Genomic DNA, 21,518 nt, shown 5'->3' with positions numbered 1-21,518 from the left:
CTCCGCGATATCAGAACTTGTCCGGGAATTGCTTGACCAGCGCACCGGTCAACGCGTCGGCCAGCGCCAGGATGTGCGTACGCATCATCGCCCAGGTGCGGGCTTCGCCAGCGTAATCGTGTGCGGCAAACTCATCGATCTGGGCAATGTGATGACCGCCATGGGCCGACAACATCGTCACCAGTGTAGCCTCGGGCAGATTGGGGTTGGCCGTGGCCAGAAACGCCGCGATGGCCTTGGCATTGCTGGTCAATTCGGCGACCGCAGCCTGCTTGCCTTTCGCGTTTTTTGCGACGGTGGCATCGCTGTAGTGTTTCACTGCGCCCCAATGCCCGGCCAGCAGCTTGAGCAGTTGATCCGCCGCCGGTTGGCCGTAGAGCGGGGCGATGCTATTGGCGATTTTGGTCGCGTTGTCGACGACCTGGTCCGTCGCCACTTTGGCCTGCTTTTGGTCGGCGGATTGGTTGGCCAGCGCGTAGTTCCTGATCCAGAAAATGTGCTCGACCCAAAGGTCGCGCAGGGCCAAACGCGTGGTCAGCGCGGGGCTATCGACAGCGGCAGTGGCGGGGGAGACGGGGGGAGTCTGGCTCCAGACCGGTTGCGCACAGAAAGCCAGCAGGAGCAAAGCCAGGGTTTTGATATTCATGACGGCACCCTCTGAGAGTGGGAATGTTCGACAATATCAATATAGGCATAAAAATATGTTTTTATTGGATGGAGGCGAATTCTCGGATGAACGGCCACCGGCAGCGGCGCAGCTGATCGGGCTCTCAGGGGGAAAGCGCTTTTCTGTGGCGAGGGAGCTTGCTCCCGCTGGACTGCGCAGCAGGCCCTCTTTTGGGGCCGCTACGCGACCCAGCGGGAGCAAGCTCCCTCGCCACAAGTCACTGGTATGTTCTAGTTTTCTGGCTACAACCCATCCCCCAGCACCTTGAGGTATTCAGGGCTTTCGCTGATCGAGTTATGCCCCGTCCCCGGTATCACCTGCATCGACGCCACGCCCTTGGCGAAATGACTGAAAAGTCGCTCGGTACTTGAGTGCGGAATCACCTCGTCATGCTCGGCCGCTATCAATACTGTCGGCACCGTGATACGGGAGGCGTACTGCCAGGACTGGTATTTGTCCTTCAACAACCAGCGCACCGGAAACCAGCGGAACTGTCGGGCGGCGAGCCCTTCGAGGCTGTTGTAGGGCGTGATCAATACCAGCCGTGCCACCGGGCGCTGAGTGGCCAGGCGCACGGCAACGCCCGAACCCAGGCTGCGTCCGACCACAGCCACATGCGGATGGCTGGCATACACCGTGTCGAACAACGTGATGGCGTCGCGAGCAATGGCCTCTTCGGAAGGCGAGCCGGAACTCCCGCCATAGCCACGGTAATGCAGCAAATACAGGGCGTAGTCGGGGAAGGCCTGGGAGAACTCAGGCAAGTTGCGCGAGACGTCTTCGGCATTGCCGCCAAAATAAATCAGCGCGTTGGGACCCTCGTGAGGGCGGACGGAGACCAGCACCTGTGCGTCGGCGACCGGCAGGGTGAGCAGCGTCCCGGATGTCCCGACGGCGCGAGGTTGCGGGTAGTAAATAAGTGCCCGTTGAAACACGAACAGCGCCACGCACAGCGCCAGGTACAACGCAGCGACGATGACGATGAGTAACACCAGGGTGCGCAACATTCGACTAACGTTAGTGGGCGGCATTGACTGCTCGGGGTTAGAACGCGGCTATTGCCGGAAGGCTTTCAGAGTGTAGTCAATCGACCTTTGGCGCGGGTTATCCGGACTATCGGCGCGACGGGCCAACCCCGAGTAACTGGTGATAAGCGTTTTATGAGCCATCCTGAGGGCTACAACCGTAGAGAAATAGTCACGCTGGCTGCCGGTGCTTCGGCGGTCTTCGGCAGGTGCGCAACCGGCGCCGTCGACGGAAACAGGAGGCAAGACCATGCAGACCCGCGCCATTCCTTCCAGCAACGAGTCCTTGCCGATCGTAGGGTTGGGCACTTATCGCGGATTCGATGTCGAGCCTTCGCAACCGGCCTGCAAAGATTTGCCCGCAGTGCTGGATGCGTTGTTCGACAAGGGTGGCAAGCTCATCGACAGCTCGCCGATGTACGGTCGCGCCGAACAGACCACTGGTCAATTGCTGTCGATTCATGAGCCGCGCTCGCCGGCGTTCCTGGCCACCAAGGTGTGGACCCGGGGCCGCGAAGAAGGCATCGCGCAGATGGAACAATCCTTCGCCCTGCTGCAGACCGACCATATCGACCTGATGCAGATCCACAACCTGCTGGACTGGCAGACTCACCTGCCGACCTTGCGTCACTGGAAGGAAAAAGGGCGCATTCGCTACATCGGCATCACCCATTACACGGCGTCGGCCTATGAAGAAGTGGAAGCGGTACTCAAGGCCGAGCCGCTGGATTTTTTACAGATCAACTACGCCATGGATGATCGTGGTGCCGAGAAACGCCTATTGCCGTTGTGCCGCGAGCGTGGGGTGGCGGTGATTTGCAACCGGCCGTTCGGCGGTGGCGGCTTGCTGGCCAGGCTGAAGGATAAACCGCTGCCAGGTTGGGCGGCGCAAGTCGGGGTCAAGAGCTGGCCGCAACTGGCGCTGAAGTTCCTGCTGTCGCATTCAGCGGTGACCTGCGTGATTCCGGGCACCGGCAACCCGCGCTACATGGCGGAAAATGCCCGGGCCGGTTTCGGCCCGATGCTGACCGATGCCCAGCGTCAACAACTGATTGCGCTGGTGGGCTAGCGACGTGTTCAACCCGTTACGGCGAGTCGTCGAACCTCTCCTATACTGATTCGCGTCCATGCCGCTGGCAGTTCATTCGTTGTTCTGGCGGCGTCCCTGTCCATTACTGCAAGGAGATAGAACATGGCAATCCGCATTGGCGACGAAGCACCGGATTTCACTGCCGACACCACCGAAGGCACCCTCAATTTTCACCAGTGGATCGGTGATGGGTGGGCCATCCTGTTTTCCCATCCCAAGGATTTCACCCCGGTATGCACCACCGAACTGGGTTACCTGGCCAAACTCAAGCCGGAATTCGACAAGCGCAACACCAAGGTCCTCGGCCTCAGCGTCGACCCGGTCAGTGACCACAACCGCTGGGTCGGTGACATCGCCGAGACCCAGGGCACGGCGGTCAACTATCCGCTGATCGGCGACGAAAACCTGGTGGTGGCCAAGCTCTACGACATGATCCACCCCAATGCCAGTGGCGGCGCGCGTACGGCGGTGGACAACGCCACGGTGCGTTCGGTGTTCATTGTCGGCCCGGACAAGAAGGTCAAGGCCATGCTGATCTACCCGATGAGCGCCGGGCGCAATTTCGATGAAGTGCTGCGCCTGCTCGATTCCCTGCAACTGAATGCCAGGCACACCGTCGCCACGCCAGTGAACTGGCGTCCGGGTGAGGACGTGATCATCCCGACCTCGGTGTCTGACGAAGAGGCGAAGAAGAAATATCCGGATGGCTTCAAGACCCTGAAGCCTTATCTGCGGACTGTGGCTCAGCCGAAGTAGTCAGCGGCAGTAATACCGCCTTCGCGAGCAAGCCCGCTCCCACATTGGATCTTTGTCGAGCACAGATTTTGTGTCCAATTGAGATCCCTGTGGGAGCGGGCTTGCTCGCGAAGAGGCCAGCCCTGCTGGCCTCGGACTTCAATTCAAACCAGATACTTGCGAAACCACCCCAACGTCCGCTCCCACGCCAGTTTGGCCGCCGCCTCGTCGTAGCGCGGTGTGGAGTCGTTGTGGAAACCATGGTTGCAGCCCGGATAAATGTAGGCCTCATACGTCTTGCCCGCGGCCTTCAACGCTTTCTCGTAGGCCGGCCAGCCTTCGTTGATCCGCGTATCCAGTTCGCCGTAGTGGAGCATCACCGGTGCCTTGATCCGCGGCACTTCCTCGGCCGTTGGCTGACGGCCATAAAACGACACGGCGGCACCCAGTTCCGGATAGGCCACGGCGGCTGCGTTGGTCACGCCACCGCCGTAGCAGAACCCGGTGATGCCGACTTTTCCAGTGGCGGCTGGGTGTTTCATCATCCACTCGACGGCGGCGAAAAAGTCGTTCATCAGCTTTTCCGGGTCGACCGTGGCCTGAAGCTCGCGGCCCTTGTCGTCATTGCCGGGATAACCGCCGACAGAGGTCAGGCCATCCGGGGCCAGGGCGATGAAACCGGCCTTGGCCACACGCCGGGCCACGTCTTCGATGTACGGGTTGAGCCCGCGGTTCTCGTGCACGACCACCACCGCCGGCACCTTGCCGGTGGCCTTGGCCGGGCGCACCAGATAACCGCGAACCTGGCCATGGCCCTTGGGCGACGGGTAGGTGATGTACTCGGGAATAATGTCCGGATCGGTGAACTCGACCTGCTCGGCCAGCGCGTAGTTGGGGCTCAGTGCCGCGAGCAGGGCTCCAGCTGTCAATCCTGCGAAGGTAAACAACGCTGCACGGTCGAGAAACTCCCGACGATCAATCTTGCCGTGTGCATAGTAGTCGTACAGCTCCAGCAGTTCCGGGGCGAAGTCTTTGGCAGTTAGCCGGGTCATTGGTGCAACTCCTTTTGGATGGTCTAACACGGACCCTGTGGGAGCGGGCTTGCTCGCGAATGCGGCGTGTCAGACACATGGATGTCGGATGTGCCGCCGTCTTCGCGAGCAAGCCCGCTCCCACAGGGTGGAAATGGTGATGCCAAAAGCTTATTTCAGGCACTGCGCCCCGGCCTTGGCCACTTGCGCATCCTGCTCGGCCTTGACGCCCGACACGCCGACAGCGCCGATCACCTGGCCATCGACAATGATCGGCACGCCACCCTCCAGCGAGGTCAGCAACGGTGCTGACAGAAAAGCGTAGCGCCCACCATTGACCATGTCCTCATAGCTTTTCGATTCGCGCCGCCCGAGGGCCGAGGTGCGCGCCTTTTCGGTGGCGATATACGCACTGCCGGGCGCGCAGCCGTCGAGGCGTTCGAGGGCCAGCGGGTGGCCGCCGTCATCGACCACCACGATGGTCACGGCCCATTGATTGGCCTGTGCTTCGGCGCGGGCGGCGGTGAGGATCTGGCCGACTTCGGTCTGGCTCAGGACGGCTTTGCTGTTCATGGGCGTCTCCAGCGTTCAATTAAGGCAGGGCGGCTTCGACCAGTTCGATCCAGTGCCGCACCGGGGTTCGGCCTGCACCGTCGAGGTGTGACTGGCAGCCGATGTTGGCCGTGACAATGACCTCGGGATGGCCACTTTCCAGGGCGTTGAGCTTGTTGTCTCGCAGTTGCCGCGACAGTTCGGGTTGAGTCAGCGAATAGGTGCCCGCCGAACCGCAGCACAGGTGCCCATCGGGTACGGACGTCAGGGTGAAACCGAACCTGGTCAGCAGCGCTTCCACGGCACCGCCGAGTTTCTGTCCGTGCTGCAAGGTGCAGGGGCAATGGAATGCCACTCGCTGCGAGGCATGGATGCCGAGCTTTTCCAGCGGTTCGTCGCGCAACACTTCCACCAGATCCCGGGCCAGCGCACTGACCTTTTTCGCCTTGTCGGCATAGGCCGGGTCGCTGGCGAGCAGATGGCCGTAATCCTTGATGAAGGCGCCGCAACCACTGGCAGTCTGCACAATCGCTTCGGCGCCTTTTTCGATGCCCGGCCACCACGCGTCGATGTTGCGTCGGGCACGATCGAGGCCGACGGCCTGGGCGTCCAGGTGGTAGTCCACGGCGCCGCAGCAACCGGCTTCGCGGGTCGCGATGACGCAGATCCCCAACCGGTCCAGCACCCGCGCCGCAGCGGCATTGGTATTGGGTGACAGGCTTGGTTGCACGCAACCTTCGAGCATCAGTACCTGTCGCTCACGGTGGACCATGGGCCGCGGCTTGGCCGGGAGTGCACTGCGCGGCAATTTGCTTTGCAGGGTGTCGGGCAGCAGGGCGCGGAACACCTGACCGCTATTGATCAAGCCCTTGAACACCTCGGGATGCGGCACGGTCTGACGCAACCCCTCGCGCAACAGGCGCTGCCCGAGTGGGCGCGGCACCGCCGCATCGACCACCGCCCGACCGATGTCCAGCAGGTTGTGGTAATCGACGCCCGACGGGCAGGTGGTTTCGCAGTTGCGGCACGACAGGCAACGGTCCAGGTGCTGTTGGGTTTTTTGCGTGACTTCGTTGCCTTCCAGCACTTGCTTGATCAGATAGATGCGGCCCCGTGGTCCGTCCAGTTCATCGCCGAGCAATTGATAGGTCGGGCATGTGGCGTTGCAGAACCCGCAGTGCACGCAGGTGCGCAGAATGCTTTCGGCTTCTGCGGCACGAGGCAATTGGCTGGCGCTTTCACTCAAGGTCGTCTGCATGGTTCAAAGCTCCGCGTACAGGCGTCCAGGGTTGAAGATGCCCCGTGGATCGAGTTGTCGTTTCAGGTTGCAGTGATAACGCATCAGGGCCGGAGGCAACGGCTGGAACGGGGTGTCGGTCAAGCCGTGGCTGAAGCAGGTGGCATGGCCGCCGACCTCGTCGACGACCTTGCGGATGAACGCCGCGTCGGCATCGGATTTCAACCAGCGCTGGGCGCCACCCCAGTCAATCAACTGGCGCCCCGGCAGCGACATGGATGGCGTGTTGTGCGGCAGTGACAGGCGCCAAAGCGGCTGGTCTTCATCGAAGAAGCTCAAGCGTTGTTCGTTGAGATCGTCCCACCAGGAAGCGTCCAGCCGTTCGCCACCGAGGCGCTCATGGGCCGCCGCCACCGAACCTTCACCGCCCTCAAGGCGCAGGTGCAGGCGTGAGCCGTCGTGACAGGCCGCGCTGATCGGTAGCGGCTGCTGGCCCCACTCCGCCAGGTGCTGCAAAGCGCGTTCAGGGTCCATTTCCAGGCTGATGCTCAAGGCCTGGCGGGGTTTGGGCAGTACTTTGAGGGAGACTTCGGCGATCAGCCCAAGGCAGCCATAACTGCCGGCCATCAGGCGCGACAGGTCGTAGCCGGCGACGTTTTTCATCACCTCGCCACCGAAGCGCAACAGCTTGCCTTGCCCTGTGATGACCCGCGTGCCGAGAACGAAATCGCGCACCGACCCGGCCCACGGGCGCCGAGGCCCGGACAGTCCGCAGGCGATCATGCCGCCGACGGTAGCGCCGTCGCCAAAGGACGGTGGCTCGCAGGGCAGCATCTGTTGCGCGGCGTCCAGCACTTGCGTCAGCTCCGACAACAGCGTGCCGCAACGGGCGGTGATCACCAGTTCGGTCGGATCGTAACTGACGATGCCGCGGTGCGAGCGGGTATCGAGAATTTCCCCGGCCGTGGTGCGGCCGAGAAAGGCTTTGCTGTTGGAACCCTGGATGCGCAACGGCGTGGCGTTTTCCAGCGCCTGATTGACTTGTTCCAGCAGTGACTGGCTGTCATCGAAATCTTCAGGGCTGCGCATCAGAAACGCTCCAGCTCGGGGAAGGGCAATTGACCGCCATGTATGTGCATGGCACCGAACTCGGCGCAGCGGTGCAGGGTCGGAATGTTCTTGCCGGGGTTGAGCAGGCCGCTCGGGTCGAAGGCGGCTTTGATGGCATGGAACAGGGTCAGCTCATCGCTGTTGAATTGCGCGCACATCTGGTTGATCTTCTCGCGGCCCACACCATGTTCACCGGTGATGCTGCCGCCGACTTTCACGCACAACTCCAGAATCTTGCCGCCCAGGGCTTCGGCGCGATCAAGTTCACCGGGTTGATTGGCATCGAACAGAATCAGCGGATGCATGTTGCCGTCGCCAGCATGGAACACGTTGGCTACCCGCAGGCCATATTCCTTAGAGAGCTCGGCGATGGCGTGCAGTACGCCGGGTAGCTCGCGCCGGGGGATGGTGCCGTCCATGCAGTAGTAGTCCGGCGAGAGGCGGCCCACTGCCGGGAAGGCATTCTTGCGCCCGGCCCAGAAACGCACACGTTCGGCTTCATCCTTCGCCTGACGCAATTCAATCGCGCCGGCCTGTTGCAGCACCTGGCGCACCCGGTTGCAGTCATCGGAGACGTCGGCCTCAACGCCATCGAGTTCGCACAGCAGAATGGCCTGCGCGTCCACCGGATAACCGGCGTGGATGAAGTCCTCGGCGGCGCGGATGGCCAGGTTGTCCATCATTTCCAGGCCACCGGGGATGATGCCGGCGGCAATGATGTCGCCGACGGCGCGCCCGGCTTTCTCCACGGAATCGAACGCCGCCAGCAGCACTTTGGCGGTCTGGGGCTTGGGCAGCAGCTTGACCGTGACCTCGGTGATCACCCCAAGCAGGCCTTCGGAGCCGGTGAACAGCGCCAACAGGTCGAAACCGGGGGCGTCGAGGGCGTTGGAGCCCAGGCTCAAATGCTCGCCGTCGACAGTGAGGATGTCGACCTTCAGCACGTTGTGCACGGTCAGGCCGTACTTCAGGCAGTGCACGCCACCGGCATTTTCCGCGACGTTGCCACCGATGGAACAGGCGATTTGCGAAGACGGATCCGGCGCGTAGTACAGGCCGAACGGTGCGGCAGCCTGGGAAATCGCCAGATTGCGCACACCGGGCTGAACCCGTGCAGTACGGGCGGCGGGGTCGATACTCAAGATGTTGTTGAAGCGCGCCATCACCAGCAGCACGCCTTTCTCCAGGGGCAGCGCACCGCCGGACAACCCGGTGCCCGCGCCTCGGGCCACAACGGGAACGCGCAACTCATGACAGAGACGTAGTACGCCTTGCACTTCGTCAACGTGCCGCGGTAGCACCACCAGCATTGGGGTGGTGCGATAGGCCGACAGCCCATCGCATTCGTAGGGCCTGAGCTCCTCCTGCTGATGCAGGATTTCCAGGTCCGGCAACCGGCTTTGCAGGGCGTGCAACAGCGCCAGTTTGTCGACATCGGGCAGGGCGCCGTCAACGCGTTCATCGTAGAGAATGTTCATGGGTTCTCGACTCTCGCTGGAGGCCACTGACTTTAATCATTGGCCTGAGACGGCCGGCTGTCCATGGGATGTTTGCCTGCACGGTGGACCATTCATTCAATAAAAACCACCCGCCCATGTGGGAGCGGGCTTGCTCGCGAAGAGGGAGTGTCAGTCGAAGACATTGCCGTCTGACACACCGCCTTCGCGAGCAAGCCCGCTCCCACAGTTCGATTTAATGTCCGCCCACCACCATGTGGCTGAACGGTGCGACATAGGCCTGCAACGTCACCAGGCCACCGACCAGAATCGCCAGCACAACCGAGTGGAAGAACACGTAACGCAGGATTTCCCCTTCATGGCCGTACCAGCGGGTGGCGGTGGAAGCGACCACGATCGACTGGGCGTCGACCATTTTGCCCATGACCCCGCCGGAGCTGTTGGCGGCAGCCATCAATACCGGACTGATGCCCAACTGCTCGGATGTCACCCGTTGCAAGCCGCCGAACAGCACGTTGGACGCCGTGTCCGAACCGGTCAACGCCACGCCGAGCCAGCCGAGCAGGGTACCGAACATCGGATAGAAAATACCCGTCGCGGCGAAGGCCAGGCCCATGGTGGCGTCCAGCCCCGAATAGCGCGTGAGGAAGCCCAAGGCGAGCATCGCCGCAATGGTGATCAGCGAGTAGCGCACCACCCACAGGGTTCGCAGGTATTGGCGAATCAGTTGCGGGATCGAGTAGCCCATCAGCAAGCCGCCAACAATCGCCGCCAGCAAAATGCCGCTGCCGGTGGCGGTGAACCAGGTGAACTTGTACGCCGCTTCTTCGGTTTTCGGCGCCGGCACCACGGGCGGGACTTTCTCGACTTGCAAATGCAGTGTGGTAAAGATCAGGACCGGCGCGAACAGCGGGTTCGCCTCGCGCAGCGGTTTGCCCTGGGGATCGAGCTTGGCTGCACTGGTTTGCGGGTCGATGGCAGGACGGGTGTCGAAAGTGTTTTTGAAGCCCTGGGTGCCCCAGATGAACACGAAGACCGTGAGGATGATCCACGGCATCCACGCCCGCATCACTGCCGGTTTCGCCTCATTGGCGAAGGTTGCAGTCGGTACAGGCTTTTCGTCGTGCTCGGCGTCGATCTTCGAGTTGTCGACCCGGCCGGACAGGGCGGCGGAAGTGTGCACGGTGGCCGGTTTCCACACCCTGAGGAAACCGGTCAGGCAGGCCATGGAGATCAGCGCGGCGATCACATCCACCAGCATCGGCCCGTGATAGTTGGACACCAGGAACTGCGGCACGGCAAAACTGACCCCGGCCACCAGGATCGCCGGCCAGATTTCCAGCATCTTGCGCCAGCCGGCAAAAGCCCAGATCAGCCAGAATGGCACCAGCACCGAGAAGAAAGGCAACTGCCGGCCGACCATCATCGACAGCTCCATTTCATCCAGCCCGGTGACCTTGGCCAGAGTGATGATCGGCGTGCCGAGGGCGCCGAATGCCACGGGGGCAGTGTTGGCAATCAGCGCCAGCCCCGAAGCGGCCAGCGGCGAAAAACCCAGCCCGATCAGAATCGCCCCGGTCACCGCCACCGGCGTACCGAAGCCGGCTGCGCCTTCGAAAAACGCACCGAAACAGAAGGCGATCAGCAGCAATTGCAGGCGCCGGTCATCGGTGATGCGCGCCAGGGAGTCTTGCAACACCTTGAACGAGCCGTTCTCGGTGGTCAGGCGATGCAGGAAGATGATGTTCAACACAATCCAGCCAATCGGCAGCAGGCCGTTGGCCGCCCCGAACAACGCCGCCGAACCAGCCATGTTCGCCGGCATGCCGAAGGCGAAAATGGCGATCAACAAGGCCGAAGTGAGGGCGAGCAATGCCGCCAGATGCGCCTTGACATGAAAGAACGCCAGGGATGCCAGCATCACCACCACCGGTACGGCAGCCATGAAGGTTGAAAGCACCGGATTACCGAACGGATCGTAGACTTGCTGCCAGACCATGTTCCACCTCTGCTTTTTATTGTTGGGCATGCAGACCCCTTGTGGGGGAGGTGGTTTTCAGTATAGGTGGCATTGCGCCGCTGTCAGGGCGGGCCTTCGGTCCAACCGGCCGGCGCATTTCAGGGGCCTGAGCTAGCATGGCCAGTAGGGTTTGAATCCAGTCAGGGGAGGAATGCAGTCATGACCGAGCGCCATCTGGAGCACAAGGAAACGCTATCGAACGGATGCAATATCAAAGTCAAAGCCGAGATATTGAAAGACGGTTCGTTGGGCATGTTCATCGGTGTCTATCGTCCGGACGGCAGCGTCATCAATGAAAACCACGATCCACGGCCGCACATGATGGACATGGAAGCGGCAATGGATTGGGGGATCGATATTGCGAAGGGGATTGGCAACAGCCAGCGATCGTTGTGAGCGGCGTTGCGAAAAGCCCCGGCGATGTTGCGAGTTACCAGGATCCATAGGGAATGCCGAATTTGTCGATGTAGGCTTTAGACTCTTCTGTCAGCGGGCGATGCTTGCCGCTTGAATGGCCGCCATAGGGGCCTTCGGGATTGATCGTACCTTGCACGCGGGTGACTTCAATGGCACGCAGGCAAGGGCCGGCTACCCAAACTTTGGTAATACCGCCTGGGGCCAGACCCACAACCAACCACTTTCGGTAGTCAGTTTTCCATTTACCTGCGGCACGGCAATAGGCTTGTTCCCCCTTGCGCATGATCGCGCGAGCCGATTCGGGTATCTCGATGTAGGCCTCGTAGGTCTGCGGTTCGGCCAGCGACTGCCAACGAACGTAGACCAGTCTCGGAAGCTCGGATCCCGTTACATACCTGCCACTTCCTCCGGGGTTTTCAGGCCAGCCGCTCGGCTTGCCCTTGAACACAGTCGGTATGCCTTTGCTGAAAGCGGTTGGATACCCCGTAGTAACGCCGCCGCTGCCAGCACCACGGAATACGTAACCGTCAATATCGACCACATCAGCCGTTTCGATCCAGGCTTCCATATAGGGACGACCAAGGAAGTTGAGCGACCAGGCTTCATAGGGAAATGAACGTCGTTCAGCCAGCGCGCAGCTCGTCAGCAGCAGTACGAGTAAGCCCGTTATTGCAGTTCTAGGCATCACTGAAGGTTTAAGCATTTGGATGCACCATCCGCTTATGGTTATCGGTGGATTGCGTTTCCTCATGGTTACCAGGATCCATAGGGAATGCCGAATTTGTCGATGTAGGCTTTGGACTCTTCTGTCAGCGGTCGATGCTTGCCGCCTGAATGGCCGCCATAGGGGCCTTCGGGATTGATCGTGCCTTGCACGCGTGTGACTTCAATGGCATGCAGGCAAGGGCCGGCCACCCACACTTTGGCAATGCCACCTGGGGCGAGACCCACTACCAGAAGTTTTCTATAGTCCGTGATCCATTTACCGGATGCTCCACAATAGCCTTGCTCTCCCTTGCGCATGATGGTGTGAGCCGATTCGGGAATCTCGATGTAGGCTTCGTAGGTCTGCGGTTCGGCCATAGATTGCCAGCGAACGTAGACCAGACGGGGAAGATCAGCCCCCATGACACGCCTGCCACTTCCCCCTGGATCCTTAGGCCAGCCGCTCGGCTTACCCTTGAACACAGTCGGTATGCCTTTGCTGAAAGCGGTTGGATACCCCGTACTAACGCCGCCGCTGCCGGCACCACGGAATACGTAACCATCAATATCGACCACATCAGCCGTTTCGATCCAGGCTTCCATATACGGACGACCAAAGAAGTTGAGCGACCAGGCTTCATAGGGGAATGAACGTCGTTCAGCCAGCGTGCAGCCCGTCAACAGCAGTACGAGTAAGCCCGTTATCGCAGTTCTAGGCATCACTGAAGGTTTAGGCATTCGGATGCACCACCCGCATATGGTTATCGGTGGATTGCGTTTCCTCATGGTTACCAGGACCCGTAGGGAATGCCGAATTTGTCGATGTAGGCTTTGGACTCTTCTGTCAGCGGGCGATGCTTGCCGCCTGAATGGCCGCCGTAGGGGCCTTCGGGATTGATCGTGCCTTGCACGCGGGTGACTTCAATGGCATGCAGGCAAGGGCCGGCCACCCACACTTTGGCAATACCGCCTGGGGCTAATCCGACTACGAGGCGTTCTCGGTAATCCACTTTCCATTTGCCGACAGCACCGCAATAGGCTTTTTCCTCTTTACGCATGATGGCGCGAGCCGATTCGGGAATTTCGATATAGGCCTCGTAGGTCTGCGGCTCGGCAAGGGACTGCCAGCGAACGTAGACCAGACGAGGAAGGTCGGCTCCTAGGACGCGCTTGCCTTTGCCCCCGACATCCTTGCGCCATCCTTTAGGGTTGCCTTTGAATTCGGTCGGTATGCCGTTGCTGAATGCGCGGGGGTATCCCATGGCGGGTATGCCGCTACCGGCATGACGGAACAGGTAGTCATTGATATCAATGGCATCAGCCGTTTCGATCCAGACATCCATATAGTCGGGTGCAAAAAACGCCAGGGTCCAGGCGTCATAGGGCAGTGAGCGACGTTCAGCAAGTGCACAACCCGTTAACACCAGCCCTAATAAACTGATCGCTGTGGCTCGAAGGAGTGTTGTTTGTTTAAACATTGGGATGCGCCACCCTCGCATGGTTATCGGTAGGGCGATTGATGAAGACGATGTTCAGATCGCTGGAGTTAAAACTTTTGAAGACATTCCAGTTAGCAGACTGGTGGATGTAACGGCTATAGAGCAAAACGTATTCATCCGTATTCAAGCCTGTTGTGTGCGCTTCACCGATGGCATAAGCCATCAACTTTTTGGCAATGGGTTGCAGCTCATCCGGTAGCGCATACTTCCGGTCTTCTTCATCAATCAACCCGAACGGCACACCATGCTTGGCGGCCAACTCGCGCATGATGCGCAGGTAAATCAAGGCCAGGTCGTTGCGCACTTCGCGCTCACAACTGACGGCGGTGTACACGTGTTTCCACTCGTATTTATCTTTTCCCCGGGTCGCATATTCCCGCTCCCAGGTGCGTATCCGTAGCGGCAGGCTGTACCAGGTCAGTCCATGGATTCGTTCCAGTTGAGTCTGCGTTGTGAAGTAACTGGCGGTTTGCGTCGCTTGCACATGAAGGCCCACCTCGCTACGCCTGGGTTTACTCAACAGTACTTTTTCTGTAGCCCGTGGCAGATAGCCGCCGCCAAGGTCCGAATGCGCCCCCGGCAACTTGATGTCTGCCTTGCCAGCGCTGTTGAGGGAAAAGTTGTGGCGATGTTCATCGCTGGCCACCAGGTGGACGATTTTTTTGGCGAGGGTCGGCGCCAAGAACAAGTTGACGCCAGGATTGATGGAATCATGGACGCTAAAATCACCGGTGGAATAGTCCGCCACGGCGGCGACGGTGTCGTAGAGACCAATAAAATTGATGGCGACATCGGTGTTGGCGCGCCAGTCGAAATTTTCCACGAACAAGGGTGCATCAGCGGGCAGCAAAGTGGCTAAAGGGCTCTGTCGACCTTTCACCACTTCATTGGCAAAGTGTCGAGCAGCTGCTGCGCCTCGACTGAAGCCAAAGATATCAAATTCGATTCGCTCGACCTTTCGTAATGGGTTAAATCGTTCAAATTGCTCAATTTCTTTAAGAATGAGTACTGGGCTTTGCGCCACCCGCGCCAGCACGCCCTGTGCCCCAACTCCGGTCGCTTGCGAGTAAAGGGAGTCAGCCTCACCACTGCTGGTGCCAATGCCGTCGAGATAAACAGGAATTGACGCCATGACTGCATCTGACTCAAGTTGCCGCTCCCGGTCATCTTGATAAAGGTCATACAACCGCGCCACATTACTACTGTCATTCCCATAACTATTATCCGGCGCGCCACCCTTGCCGTCATACCCGTGATACGCGCAGAACTGGCGAATATCCTCAGCCTGATCCTCCAGCCCCACATCCCTCGCATAACACCCCGCGACTTTTTCGCTGTTGGCGCGGTTGTTCCCGGTGCCGTCAAAAAACACGCCGATCCGCAGGGTAATGCCCTCGATCTCGATCTCGACTTCTTCTTCCTCTTCCTCCAGCTCATCCTGTGACGTCAGGGGAGCGGGGCACTCGTGCACAGGTGGAACCGTGGGTGCCAACAACCCCGGCAGCAGTCCCGGCATCAGCGTACGAACCGCTGCCCCCGCCACCGGCGCACCACCGATCACGACCTCAGTGCTGCTGAAGAGGCCACCCGGTCCGATCACGAAGTGATGATTGCCGTCCTTCAAGGTCAGGCTGGCGCCGGCCTCGAGCGTAATGTTCGCACCGGCCTTGATGTGAATGTTCTGCGCGTCGAGTACCAGTGTCTGCTCGACACGGGTATGGCTGCTTTCACCAACGTGGAGGTAGTCGCCGGCATTCAGCCGGACCTTGCGGTCGCCGCTGACGGTGCGATGTTCTTCCGCGCCCAGCACCGAGATGCTGTCGCCCTTGATGGTTTCCCGGCGTTCGTTGCCCACTTCGAGGCGGCTGTCGTGTTCGACCTTGTGTTCCATGTCGCGCTGGGCGCGCAGGTAGATCAACTCCTGGCCGGCACGGTCTTCCAGGTGCAACTCGTTGAAGCCGCGACCGCCCGGTGAACTGCGTGAGCGAAACACGCTGCGGGTCTTGTGCTCGGGCAGTTCGTAGGGGGTGGGGTGGGCGCTGTTGGCAAAGCAACCGCTGATGACCGGCTGGTCGGGGTCGCCGTGGAGGAAGCTGACCCTGACTTCCATGCCCACCCGGGGCAGGGTCACGCTGCCATGGCGGTCGCCGGCACTGCTCGAGGCAACGCGCAGCCAGCAGCTGCTTTTGTCGTCGTGGCGACCTTCGCGGTCCCAATGGAACTGGACCTTGACCCGGCCATGGCGGTCGCAGTAGATCTCTTCGCCTTTGGGGCCGGTGACCACCGCGGTCTGACTGCCCAGCACGGGTTTTTCATATACCTCTTTCGAGCGGTAACACACATCCCAGGGGGTTACCCAAAAGGTGTTGCGATAACCCTGGGTGAAGCCATCCGGGGGCTTAATGGCGTCATGGCCGGCGTGCTCTTCAAGAACCTGGGGTTGCCACCCCCGGTGGTGAATGCGGTTCAACAGCCACAGATCGTTCCACTCCGGGCACGGATGCTCGGACATCGTCAAAAAGTGCCCGCTGACCAGGGATGGCTGATCGCTGTCGCCCTCGACCTGGCAGTAGTCGACCCGATGTTGTTCCAGTGCGTGTCGCGCCAGAATCGTGCCTCGTTCACCCTGTTTGAAATCGCCGGGGAACTGGTAATCCTCCAGGTCCGGTTGAGCCTTTTCGACCGGCGGCCGATGCTCGGACTCCAGCCGGATGCCGGATTTTTCAAAATCGTAGTCGCGCCTTGCGGTGCGGCTGGTCCGGGCCTCGAAACACAGGGCGAAGCGGTTGATCACCGGTCCTTCGGCGACCATGCCGCTGGCGGGGTGGTAGGGGACGGGTTGTTCGAGTCGAGGGAAAACGGTCTGGTCATCACCGAACACCAGCACATGGCGGTCGCGGCTGTGGCGGAAGTGGTAATGCAGGCCTTCTTCATGGCACAGGCGCTGGATGAACCGCAGGTCGGATTCCTTGTATTGCACGCAATACTCGCGCTTGGGATAGTCGCGGCCGAGCTGGAACTGGCAACGGTCGCCGAGAATGCCGTGCTCTTTGAGTAATTGCGTGATGATCTGCGGGACGGTCAGTTGCTGGAAAATGCGCTGGTTGATGCGGTGCGCCAGATAAGACAACTGGGGCCGCAGCGTCACGCGATAACGGCTCAGGCGCCAGCCATGGGCACTCTGTTCAATACGCTGGATCTGCCCGTGAATGCCTTGGCCGTTGTCGCTGAACGAGAGATAAGCCTGTCGGTGCAACAGGCTTTCCAGGTCAGGGACGGGGCGGTCGCTGACGAGATCCAGGTCAAAGGCATAGGGTTGGCTGATGCATTCATCGCCGGTGAACGAGAGGACCTGAAGCGTTTGTTCGAAGTGATCGATGGTGAGGTTGAATCGAGCATTGGCGTTTGCGTCGAACATCCAGTGTTCCTTGTCTTGAGACGTGGCACAGGCTCCAGAACGTTGGTGCAAGACTTGTAAAAAGGTCATCCGTGACCCGATCACAACAAACGCCCCGGAGCCGGGTTCAGTGCAACGCTAACAAGACCGCCAATGAATTGATGTCAGACGCTTCCTAAAATGCAGTTACAAAACCTCATGACGCTGGCGAAGGCTCAAAACCCGAATGAGCGGGCCGAGCTTTTTGCCAGTTCGACATCCAGCAGATGCTCGACCAGCACGTCATTCAAAAAACGGAACTGATCATTGAGCCCGACCACTTCATTGCTGAAGTGATGATCGGCTGCCGGGATCAGCAACGCCTCGAACTTCTCGTCGAACAGCAGAGTCAACTCTTTACGTGACTCGAATTTCTGCGCGTAGAAATTATTGCCGAACACCGGGAAACGCACGGCGAGGGTGACAGTGTGAATCATGATGTTTGCTCCTCGCTCAAGACATACCAGGCAAACACGCCCAATGTGAACGCCGTCAGGGCCAGGCAGGTCAGCAAATGGATCAGCATGATATTCCCCTCCGATTCGGGGTTTCGTGTTGGCTTGGGATTGATCCTACGCTGACGGCCAGCAAGCGGAAGGCAATCGCGGCGATGGTGATTATTGATGCAAGTGATGGTGGATTTTGTGCTGTCTGCTCTGGCCCCTTCGCGGGCAAGCCCGCTCCCACAGGAAAGCGGCTGGCCACGGACCTGTGGGAGCGGGCTTGCCCGCGAAGGCGGCCTCAGGGGCGCCGCGGCCTATACTTGAATCATGGTTTTCGAGTGCTGGGTATTTCGCCTGGTGCCAACTGCAGGAAGCCGCCATCTTGAATCTGCGTTCGCTGATCATTGCCGTGCTGGTGGTGTTGGCGGGGTGTGCCACGCCTGTGCGCGCGCCGGTCCAAGTGGCACCGGTCATCATTCCTGCCAGCACCTGGCAACAAGTGGACCGAGAGATCGTCACCGCGTCGCAGGCTGCCACCGAGCAGGCCAGAATCTACGCCCGCGGCGCCATGGATTACTGGCGCAAACGGGTCTATGAATTGACCGAACAGAATTTCATTCCGTGGTTCAGCAGTTACTGGACCCAGGAATGGCTGTCGATGAAGGTCAGCTGGTACACCATTAGCGCCAAGGGTGAGCAGGACGCCGTGGAAAAACGCCTGGCGGCGTACCTGCTCGAGGCCTATCAGGAGAAGGTCCTGGCCCCGGCGGCCGTGGAAATCGATCCCGATGCGATTCTCGGCCTGGCAGCGGCGTTCTATGTCGACATCCTCAAGGAAGAGCTGCAGAAAATCTCCAACCGCCACGGCGTGCCGATGCCCCAACTCAACGGGCGCATCCAGAAAGTCCCGGCCATCGCCCTCGGGCCTCCGCCGACGAGGGACGCCTCGCTGTACCAGATCGTGTACACCGAACAGCTGAACACACTGCCGGCTTTCGCCGCGCTGGTCGACAAAGTCCATAAGGCCGGTGGCGACAAGGGGGTGGGTTCGACCGATACCGCGATGGCGCCGGTGGCCAGGCGCGCCAGCCGGCGGATGGAAGCCGAGATGGCCCCGCGCGGGGCCGCCAGCGCCGTGGCCGCAGCGACCGGGAAACTGGCCGGTGGCTTGATCACGCTAGGGGTGGCTGGCATTCGCGCATTCATCCAGGCCTTTGACCGGCCCGATAGCGAGGCGCTGATTCGCCGTAGCCTGGGCAATACCTTCGACAAGGCGTGGACCAAACTGGTGCAAAGCCCGACCAGCGGCGTCATGGCCTGCACGCTTTACATGGCGGCGCAGATCGAAGGCAGCCTGGGCGGCAGCGCACAACCGCCGGTCGGTTTGAGCGCCGGTACTGTCGATCGGACGCCAGCGCAACCGACTAACCTGCAGCACACCCCATGACCCAAGGAGAAAAACGCATGTCTTACGTCGATGGATTCATCGCTGCCGTACCCACCGCCAACCGTGAGCAATACATCAGGCACGCCAAAGTCGCTGCCTTGGTCTTCAAGGAAAACGGTGCCTTGAGCGTGGTCGAATGCTGGGGCGAAGATGTCCCGGAAGGCAAGGTCACTTCGTTTCCAATGTCGGTGAAGCTCAAGGAGGGCGAAACCGTTGCCTTTGGCTGGATCGTCTGGCCGGACAAGGCCACCCGCAATGCTGGAATGGGCAAGATGATGGAGGACCCGCGCATGAAGCCGGACGTCAATCCGATGCCCTTCGACGGCCAGCGCATGGTCTACGGCGGGTTCGAAATACTCCTCCAGGCCTGACGCCGGACGCGGGATCACTCCGGCGTCGGGGTGATCCTGCAACTCTTGCGCTGCCGGATTTCCTCGTCCGTCGGCCGTTCGCGGATGAACTCGAAGCGCGGTTCGCCTTCGTTGTAATGCACCAGCCAGCCCCATTCCAGCTTGAGTTCATCCTGGCCTGGCTCGGGCGGCGTGGCCCACCATGGCTCTTTGCTGATGATCTGTCGCATGGCCCCCTCCGGTTTTTCGGGATGCTAGAACTATAACGCGCATGCCGGACAGCGCCAGAAATGCGCTGGCCGGCAAGCGGGTGTTGAGTACACTCAGGCAGTCTTCCCAAGAGGTGTGCGGCATGAATGACGAATCCCGCGAGCCGTTCAAGCGCCTGTTCTTTGCGCTGAACTGCGCCCCGGCCCAGCGCCGGGACATCGCCCAGTGGCGCAGTGCGCTGCAATTGCGCAACGGACGGCCGGTGCCGGCGGAAAACTTTCACCTGACGCTGAAGTTTTTAGGGGCGGTGGGTGTGGCGCAGATCGCCGACATCTGCGCCGCTGCGGCATCCATTCGCACACCCGGCGAGCGCTTGACGGTGGTGCTGGACCGGCTGGACGTGTGGCGCAGGGCAGGGGTGTTGGTGCTCGCGCCGGAGCAGGCGCCCCCGGTGTTGCTGCGATTGGTGTATGACCTGGAGCAGGCGATGTTGCCGTTTGGTCCGCAGGAAGCACCAAGGGACTACCGTCCGCACCTGACCCTGGCGCGGGATTACCGGGCACCGGTACCGGAGTCCTCGACCGCACCGGAATTCTTCCTGCGTGCCGAGCGCTTCACCCTGTTCGAATCCCACAAGGGCCGTTATCGGGCGCTGGCCGAATGGCCGTTGATTGATCCCCAATAAAAAAGGCGCCCGAGGGCGCCAAAATTCACCTGAACCGAGGGAGCCAGGTGAGGCCGTTCTACTGCAGGAGAGGCAGCGGTGGTAAGGCGCTGCATGAACGGAAAGTGTTGAACACCCACCTGCCCAATGTGGGAGCGGGCTTGCTCGCGAATGCGATGTGCCAGTCAACATTGATGTTGAATGTGATGGCCATTTCGCGAGCAAGCCCGCTCCCACAGTTGATCGGTGGGGTTCTGGATTACTGGCCCAACTTCACCTTGGTCCAGCCACGGGTCATGATCCGCTGAACGGCAATCGGCTGGTCCGGTACGGCATACAACGTCGCCATCACCGCTTCCGACGGGTAGGAACCCGGATCGTTGCGGATCGCTTCATCGACCAATGGCGTGGCCGCCGCGTTGGCGTTGCTGTAGCCGATGTTGTTGGTGATGTCGGCAATCACGTCCGGACGCATCAGGAAGTTCATGAACAGGTAAGCGTTCTCGACGTTGGCGGCATCGCGCGGGATCGCGAGCATGTCGTAGAAACTGGCGGCGCCTTCTTTCGGAATGCTGTAGTCGATCTTCACCTTGTCCCCGGCTTCCTGGGCACGGGCCTTGGCCTGCAGCACGTCGCCGGAGTAACCGACGGCCACGCAGATGTTGCCGTTGGCCAGGTCCGAGATGTATTTCGACGAATGGAAGTACGCCACGTTCGGGCGAATCTTCATGAACAGCGCCTCGGCTTCGGCGATGTGCTGTTTGTCCTGATCGTTCACCGGGTAGCCCAGATAGTGTAGGGCGGTCGGCAGCATTTCTGTGGGCGAATCGAGGAAACTGATGCCGCAGGCTTTGAGCTTCTCGGCGTTTTCCGGTTTGAACAGCAGGTCCCAGGAGTTGGTCGGGGCGTTGGCGCCGAGTACTTCCCTGACCTTCTGCGGGTTGAAACCGATGCCGATCGAGCCCCACATGTACGGGATGGCGTGGGCGTTCTCGGGATCGCTCGCGGAGGCGTTTTTCAGCAGCACCGGGTTGAGGTTTTTCCAGTTCGTCAGCTTCGATTTGTCCAGAGTCTGGTAGACACCGGCCTTGATCTGCTTGGCCAGGAAGCTGTTGGACGGCACGACGATGTCGTAGCCGGATTTACCCGCCAGCAGGCGCGCCTCGAGGGTTTCGTTGCTGTCGAACACATCGTAGGTCACTTGGATGCCGGTCTCGTCTTCGAACTTCTTGACGGTGTCCGGGCCAATGTAATCAGACCAGTTGTAGACGCGCAGAACCTTGTCATTGGCCTGGGCGCCAGTGGCGATCGCGCCCAATAAGGACAGTGTCAGCAGAGTCCTGCCAAACATTTTCATCGGTACAACTCCATTTCTTTTTTATTCAAATACACAAAAACAATTGCAGTCCTGGCACACCCCTTG

21 protein-coding genes are annotated in these 21,518 nt (G+C 60.3%); 6 read left to right on the top strand and 15 right to left on the bottom strand.

What is annotated here, in order from left to right; translation table 11 throughout:
• Positions 1 to 10: 10 nt before the first annotated feature.
• Positions 11 to 646, bottom strand: coding sequence for a hypothetical protein (locus tag PMI28_RS15740; RefSeq protein WP_007986465.1), 636 nt, complete (start codon positions 644 to 646; stop codon positions 11 to 13).
• 263 nt (positions 647 to 909) lie between these two features.
• Entirely contained in the window at positions 910 to 1,698 is a 789-nt protein-coding gene (locus PMI28_RS15745; protein WP_007986463.1) for an alpha/beta hydrolase, read from the bottom strand.
• Positions 1,699 to 1,942: 244 nt separating this feature from the next.
• Between PMI28_RS15745 and PMI28_RS15750 the strand changes: the two genes are divergently transcribed.
• On the top strand, positions 1,943 to 2,761 hold the full coding sequence (locus PMI28_RS15750; RefSeq protein ID WP_007986461.1) for an aldo/keto reductase: 819 nt from the start codon (positions 1,943 to 1,945) through the stop codon (positions 2,759 to 2,761).
• A gap of 123 nt (positions 2,762 to 2,884) precedes the next feature.
• On the top strand, positions 2,885 to 3,538 hold the full coding sequence (locus tag PMI28_RS15755) for a peroxiredoxin (RefSeq protein WP_007986459.1): 654 nt from the start codon (positions 2,885 to 2,887) through the stop codon (positions 3,536 to 3,538).
• Between the two features lie 143 nt (positions 3,539 to 3,681).
• Here PMI28_RS15755 and yghX read toward each other — a convergent pair whose 3' ends face one another.
• The 6 genes from yghX to PMI28_RS15785 all read right to left on the bottom strand — a co-directional run bounded on the left by yghX (position 3,682) and on the right by PMI28_RS15785 (position 10,903).
• Positions 3,682 to 4,569 carry a YghX family hydrolase gene (gene yghX, locus PMI28_RS15760; protein WP_007986456.1) on the bottom strand — a complete coding sequence of 296 codons (888 nt, stop codon included), beginning with the start codon at positions 4,567 to 4,569 and terminating at the stop codon, positions 3,682 to 3,684.
• 150 nt (positions 4,570 to 4,719) lie between these two features.
• Positions 4,720 to 5,121, bottom strand: coding sequence for a heme-binding protein (locus tag PMI28_RS15765; protein ID WP_007986454.1), 402 nt, complete (start codon positions 5,119 to 5,121; stop codon positions 4,720 to 4,722).
• A gap of 19 nt (positions 5,122 to 5,140) precedes the next feature.
• Positions 5,141 to 6,358 (bottom strand): glycolate oxidase subunit GlcF, encoded by a 1,218-nt coding sequence (gene glcF, locus PMI28_RS15770; RefSeq protein WP_007986451.1) that lies wholly within the window; start codon positions 6,356 to 6,358, stop codon positions 5,141 to 5,143.
• 3 nt (positions 6,359 to 6,361) lie between these two features.
• The gene (glcE, locus tag PMI28_RS15775) at positions 6,362 to 7,426 is read right to left on the bottom strand and encodes a glycolate oxidase subunit GlcE (protein ID WP_007986449.1); all 1,065 of its coding nucleotides are present in this window, start codon (positions 7,424 to 7,426) and stop codon (positions 6,362 to 6,364) included.
• Entirely contained in the window at positions 7,426 to 8,925 is a 1,500-nt protein-coding gene (gene glcD, locus PMI28_RS15780) for a glycolate oxidase subunit GlcD (RefSeq protein ID WP_007986447.1), read from the bottom strand. Before glcD ends, glcE begins: the two co-directional genes overlap by 1 nt.
• A 214-nt stretch (positions 8,926 to 9,139) precedes the next feature.
• Positions 9,140 to 10,903, bottom strand: a complete 1,764-nt coding sequence (locus PMI28_RS15785; RefSeq protein WP_007986445.1) for an L-lactate permease — start codon at positions 10,901 to 10,903, stop codon at positions 9,140 to 9,142.
• Between the two features lie 180 nt (positions 10,904 to 11,083).
• On the opposite strand from PMI28_RS15785, the gene PMI28_RS15790 reads away from it, so the two are divergent.
• Complete coding sequence (locus tag PMI28_RS15790) at positions 11,084 to 11,320, top strand: hypothetical protein (RefSeq protein WP_007986442.1); 237 nt, start codon at positions 11,084 to 11,086, stop codon at positions 11,318 to 11,320.
• Between the two features lie 34 nt (positions 11,321 to 11,354).
• Here PMI28_RS15790 and PMI28_RS15795 read toward each other — a convergent pair whose 3' ends face one another.
• The 5 genes from PMI28_RS15795 to PMI28_RS15815 all read right to left on the bottom strand — a co-directional run bounded on the left by PMI28_RS15795 (position 11,355) and on the right by PMI28_RS15815 (position 17,418).
• Complete coding sequence (locus PMI28_RS15795; protein ID WP_033063297.1) at positions 11,355 to 12,044, bottom strand: DUF2931 family protein; 690 nt, start codon at positions 12,042 to 12,044, stop codon at positions 11,355 to 11,357.
• Between the two features lie 50 nt (positions 12,045 to 12,094).
• On the bottom strand, positions 12,095 to 12,784 hold the full coding sequence (locus tag PMI28_RS15800) for a DUF2931 family protein (protein ID WP_007986438.1): 690 nt from the start codon (positions 12,782 to 12,784) through the stop codon (positions 12,095 to 12,097).
• A 50-nt stretch (positions 12,785 to 12,834) separates the two neighbouring features.
• The gene (locus PMI28_RS15805; RefSeq protein WP_007986436.1) at positions 12,835 to 13,524 is read right to left on the bottom strand and encodes a DUF2931 family protein; all 690 of its coding nucleotides are present in this window, start codon (positions 13,522 to 13,524) and stop codon (positions 12,835 to 12,837) included.
• Complete coding sequence (tssI, locus tag PMI28_RS15810; protein ID WP_007986434.1) at positions 13,517 to 16,963, bottom strand: type VI secretion system tip protein TssI/VgrG; 3,447 nt, start codon at positions 16,961 to 16,963, stop codon at positions 13,517 to 13,519. The genes PMI28_RS15805 and tssI overlap by 8 nt, the downstream gene beginning before the upstream one ends.
• A 194-nt stretch (positions 16,964 to 17,157) precedes the next feature.
• The gene (locus PMI28_RS15815; protein WP_007986432.1) at positions 17,158 to 17,418 is read right to left on the bottom strand and encodes a hypothetical protein; all 261 of its coding nucleotides are present in this window, start codon (positions 17,416 to 17,418) and stop codon (positions 17,158 to 17,160) included.
• A 388-nt stretch (positions 17,419 to 17,806) separates the two neighbouring features.
• On the opposite strand from PMI28_RS15815, the gene PMI28_RS15820 reads away from it, so the two are divergent.
• Positions 17,807 to 18,871 carry a hypothetical protein gene (locus PMI28_RS15820; RefSeq protein WP_007986430.1) on the top strand — a complete coding sequence of 355 codons (1,065 nt, stop codon included), beginning with the start codon at positions 17,807 to 17,809 and terminating at the stop codon, positions 18,869 to 18,871.
• Between the two features lie 17 nt (positions 18,872 to 18,888).
• A complete protein-coding gene (locus PMI28_RS15825; RefSeq protein WP_007986427.1) occupies positions 18,889 to 19,242 on the top strand; it encodes a DUF1428 domain-containing protein in 354 nt (117 codons plus the stop codon).
• Positions 19,243 to 19,256: 14 nt separating this feature from the next.
• On the opposite strand, the gene PMI28_RS15830 is transcribed toward PMI28_RS15825, so the two are convergent.
• Positions 19,257 to 19,451 (bottom strand): hypothetical protein, encoded by a 195-nt coding sequence (locus PMI28_RS15830; RefSeq protein ID WP_007986425.1) that lies wholly within the window; start codon positions 19,449 to 19,451, stop codon positions 19,257 to 19,259.
• 122 nt (positions 19,452 to 19,573) lie between these two features.
• Between PMI28_RS15830 and thpR the strand changes: the two genes are divergently transcribed.
• Positions 19,574 to 20,116: an RNA 2',3'-cyclic phosphodiesterase gene (gene thpR, locus PMI28_RS15835; RefSeq protein WP_007986423.1), complete on the top strand. Its 543-nt coding sequence runs from the start codon at positions 19,574 to 19,576 to the stop codon at positions 20,114 to 20,116.
• Positions 20,117 to 20,354: 238 nt separating this feature from the next.
• Here thpR and PMI28_RS15840 read toward each other — a convergent pair whose 3' ends face one another.
• Positions 20,355 to 21,452, bottom strand: coding sequence for a polyamine ABC transporter substrate-binding protein (locus PMI28_RS15840; protein WP_007986420.1), 1,098 nt, complete (start codon positions 21,450 to 21,452; stop codon positions 20,355 to 20,357).
• Between the last annotated feature and the right edge of the window lie 66 nt (positions 21,453 to 21,518).

This window comes from Pseudomonas sp. GM48 (genome assembly GCF_000282335.1).
Taxonomy (GTDB): domain Bacteria; phylum Pseudomonadota; class Gammaproteobacteria; order Pseudomonadales; family Pseudomonadaceae; genus Aquipseudomonas.
This window is presented reverse-complemented; position numbering and strand designations above follow the sequence as displayed.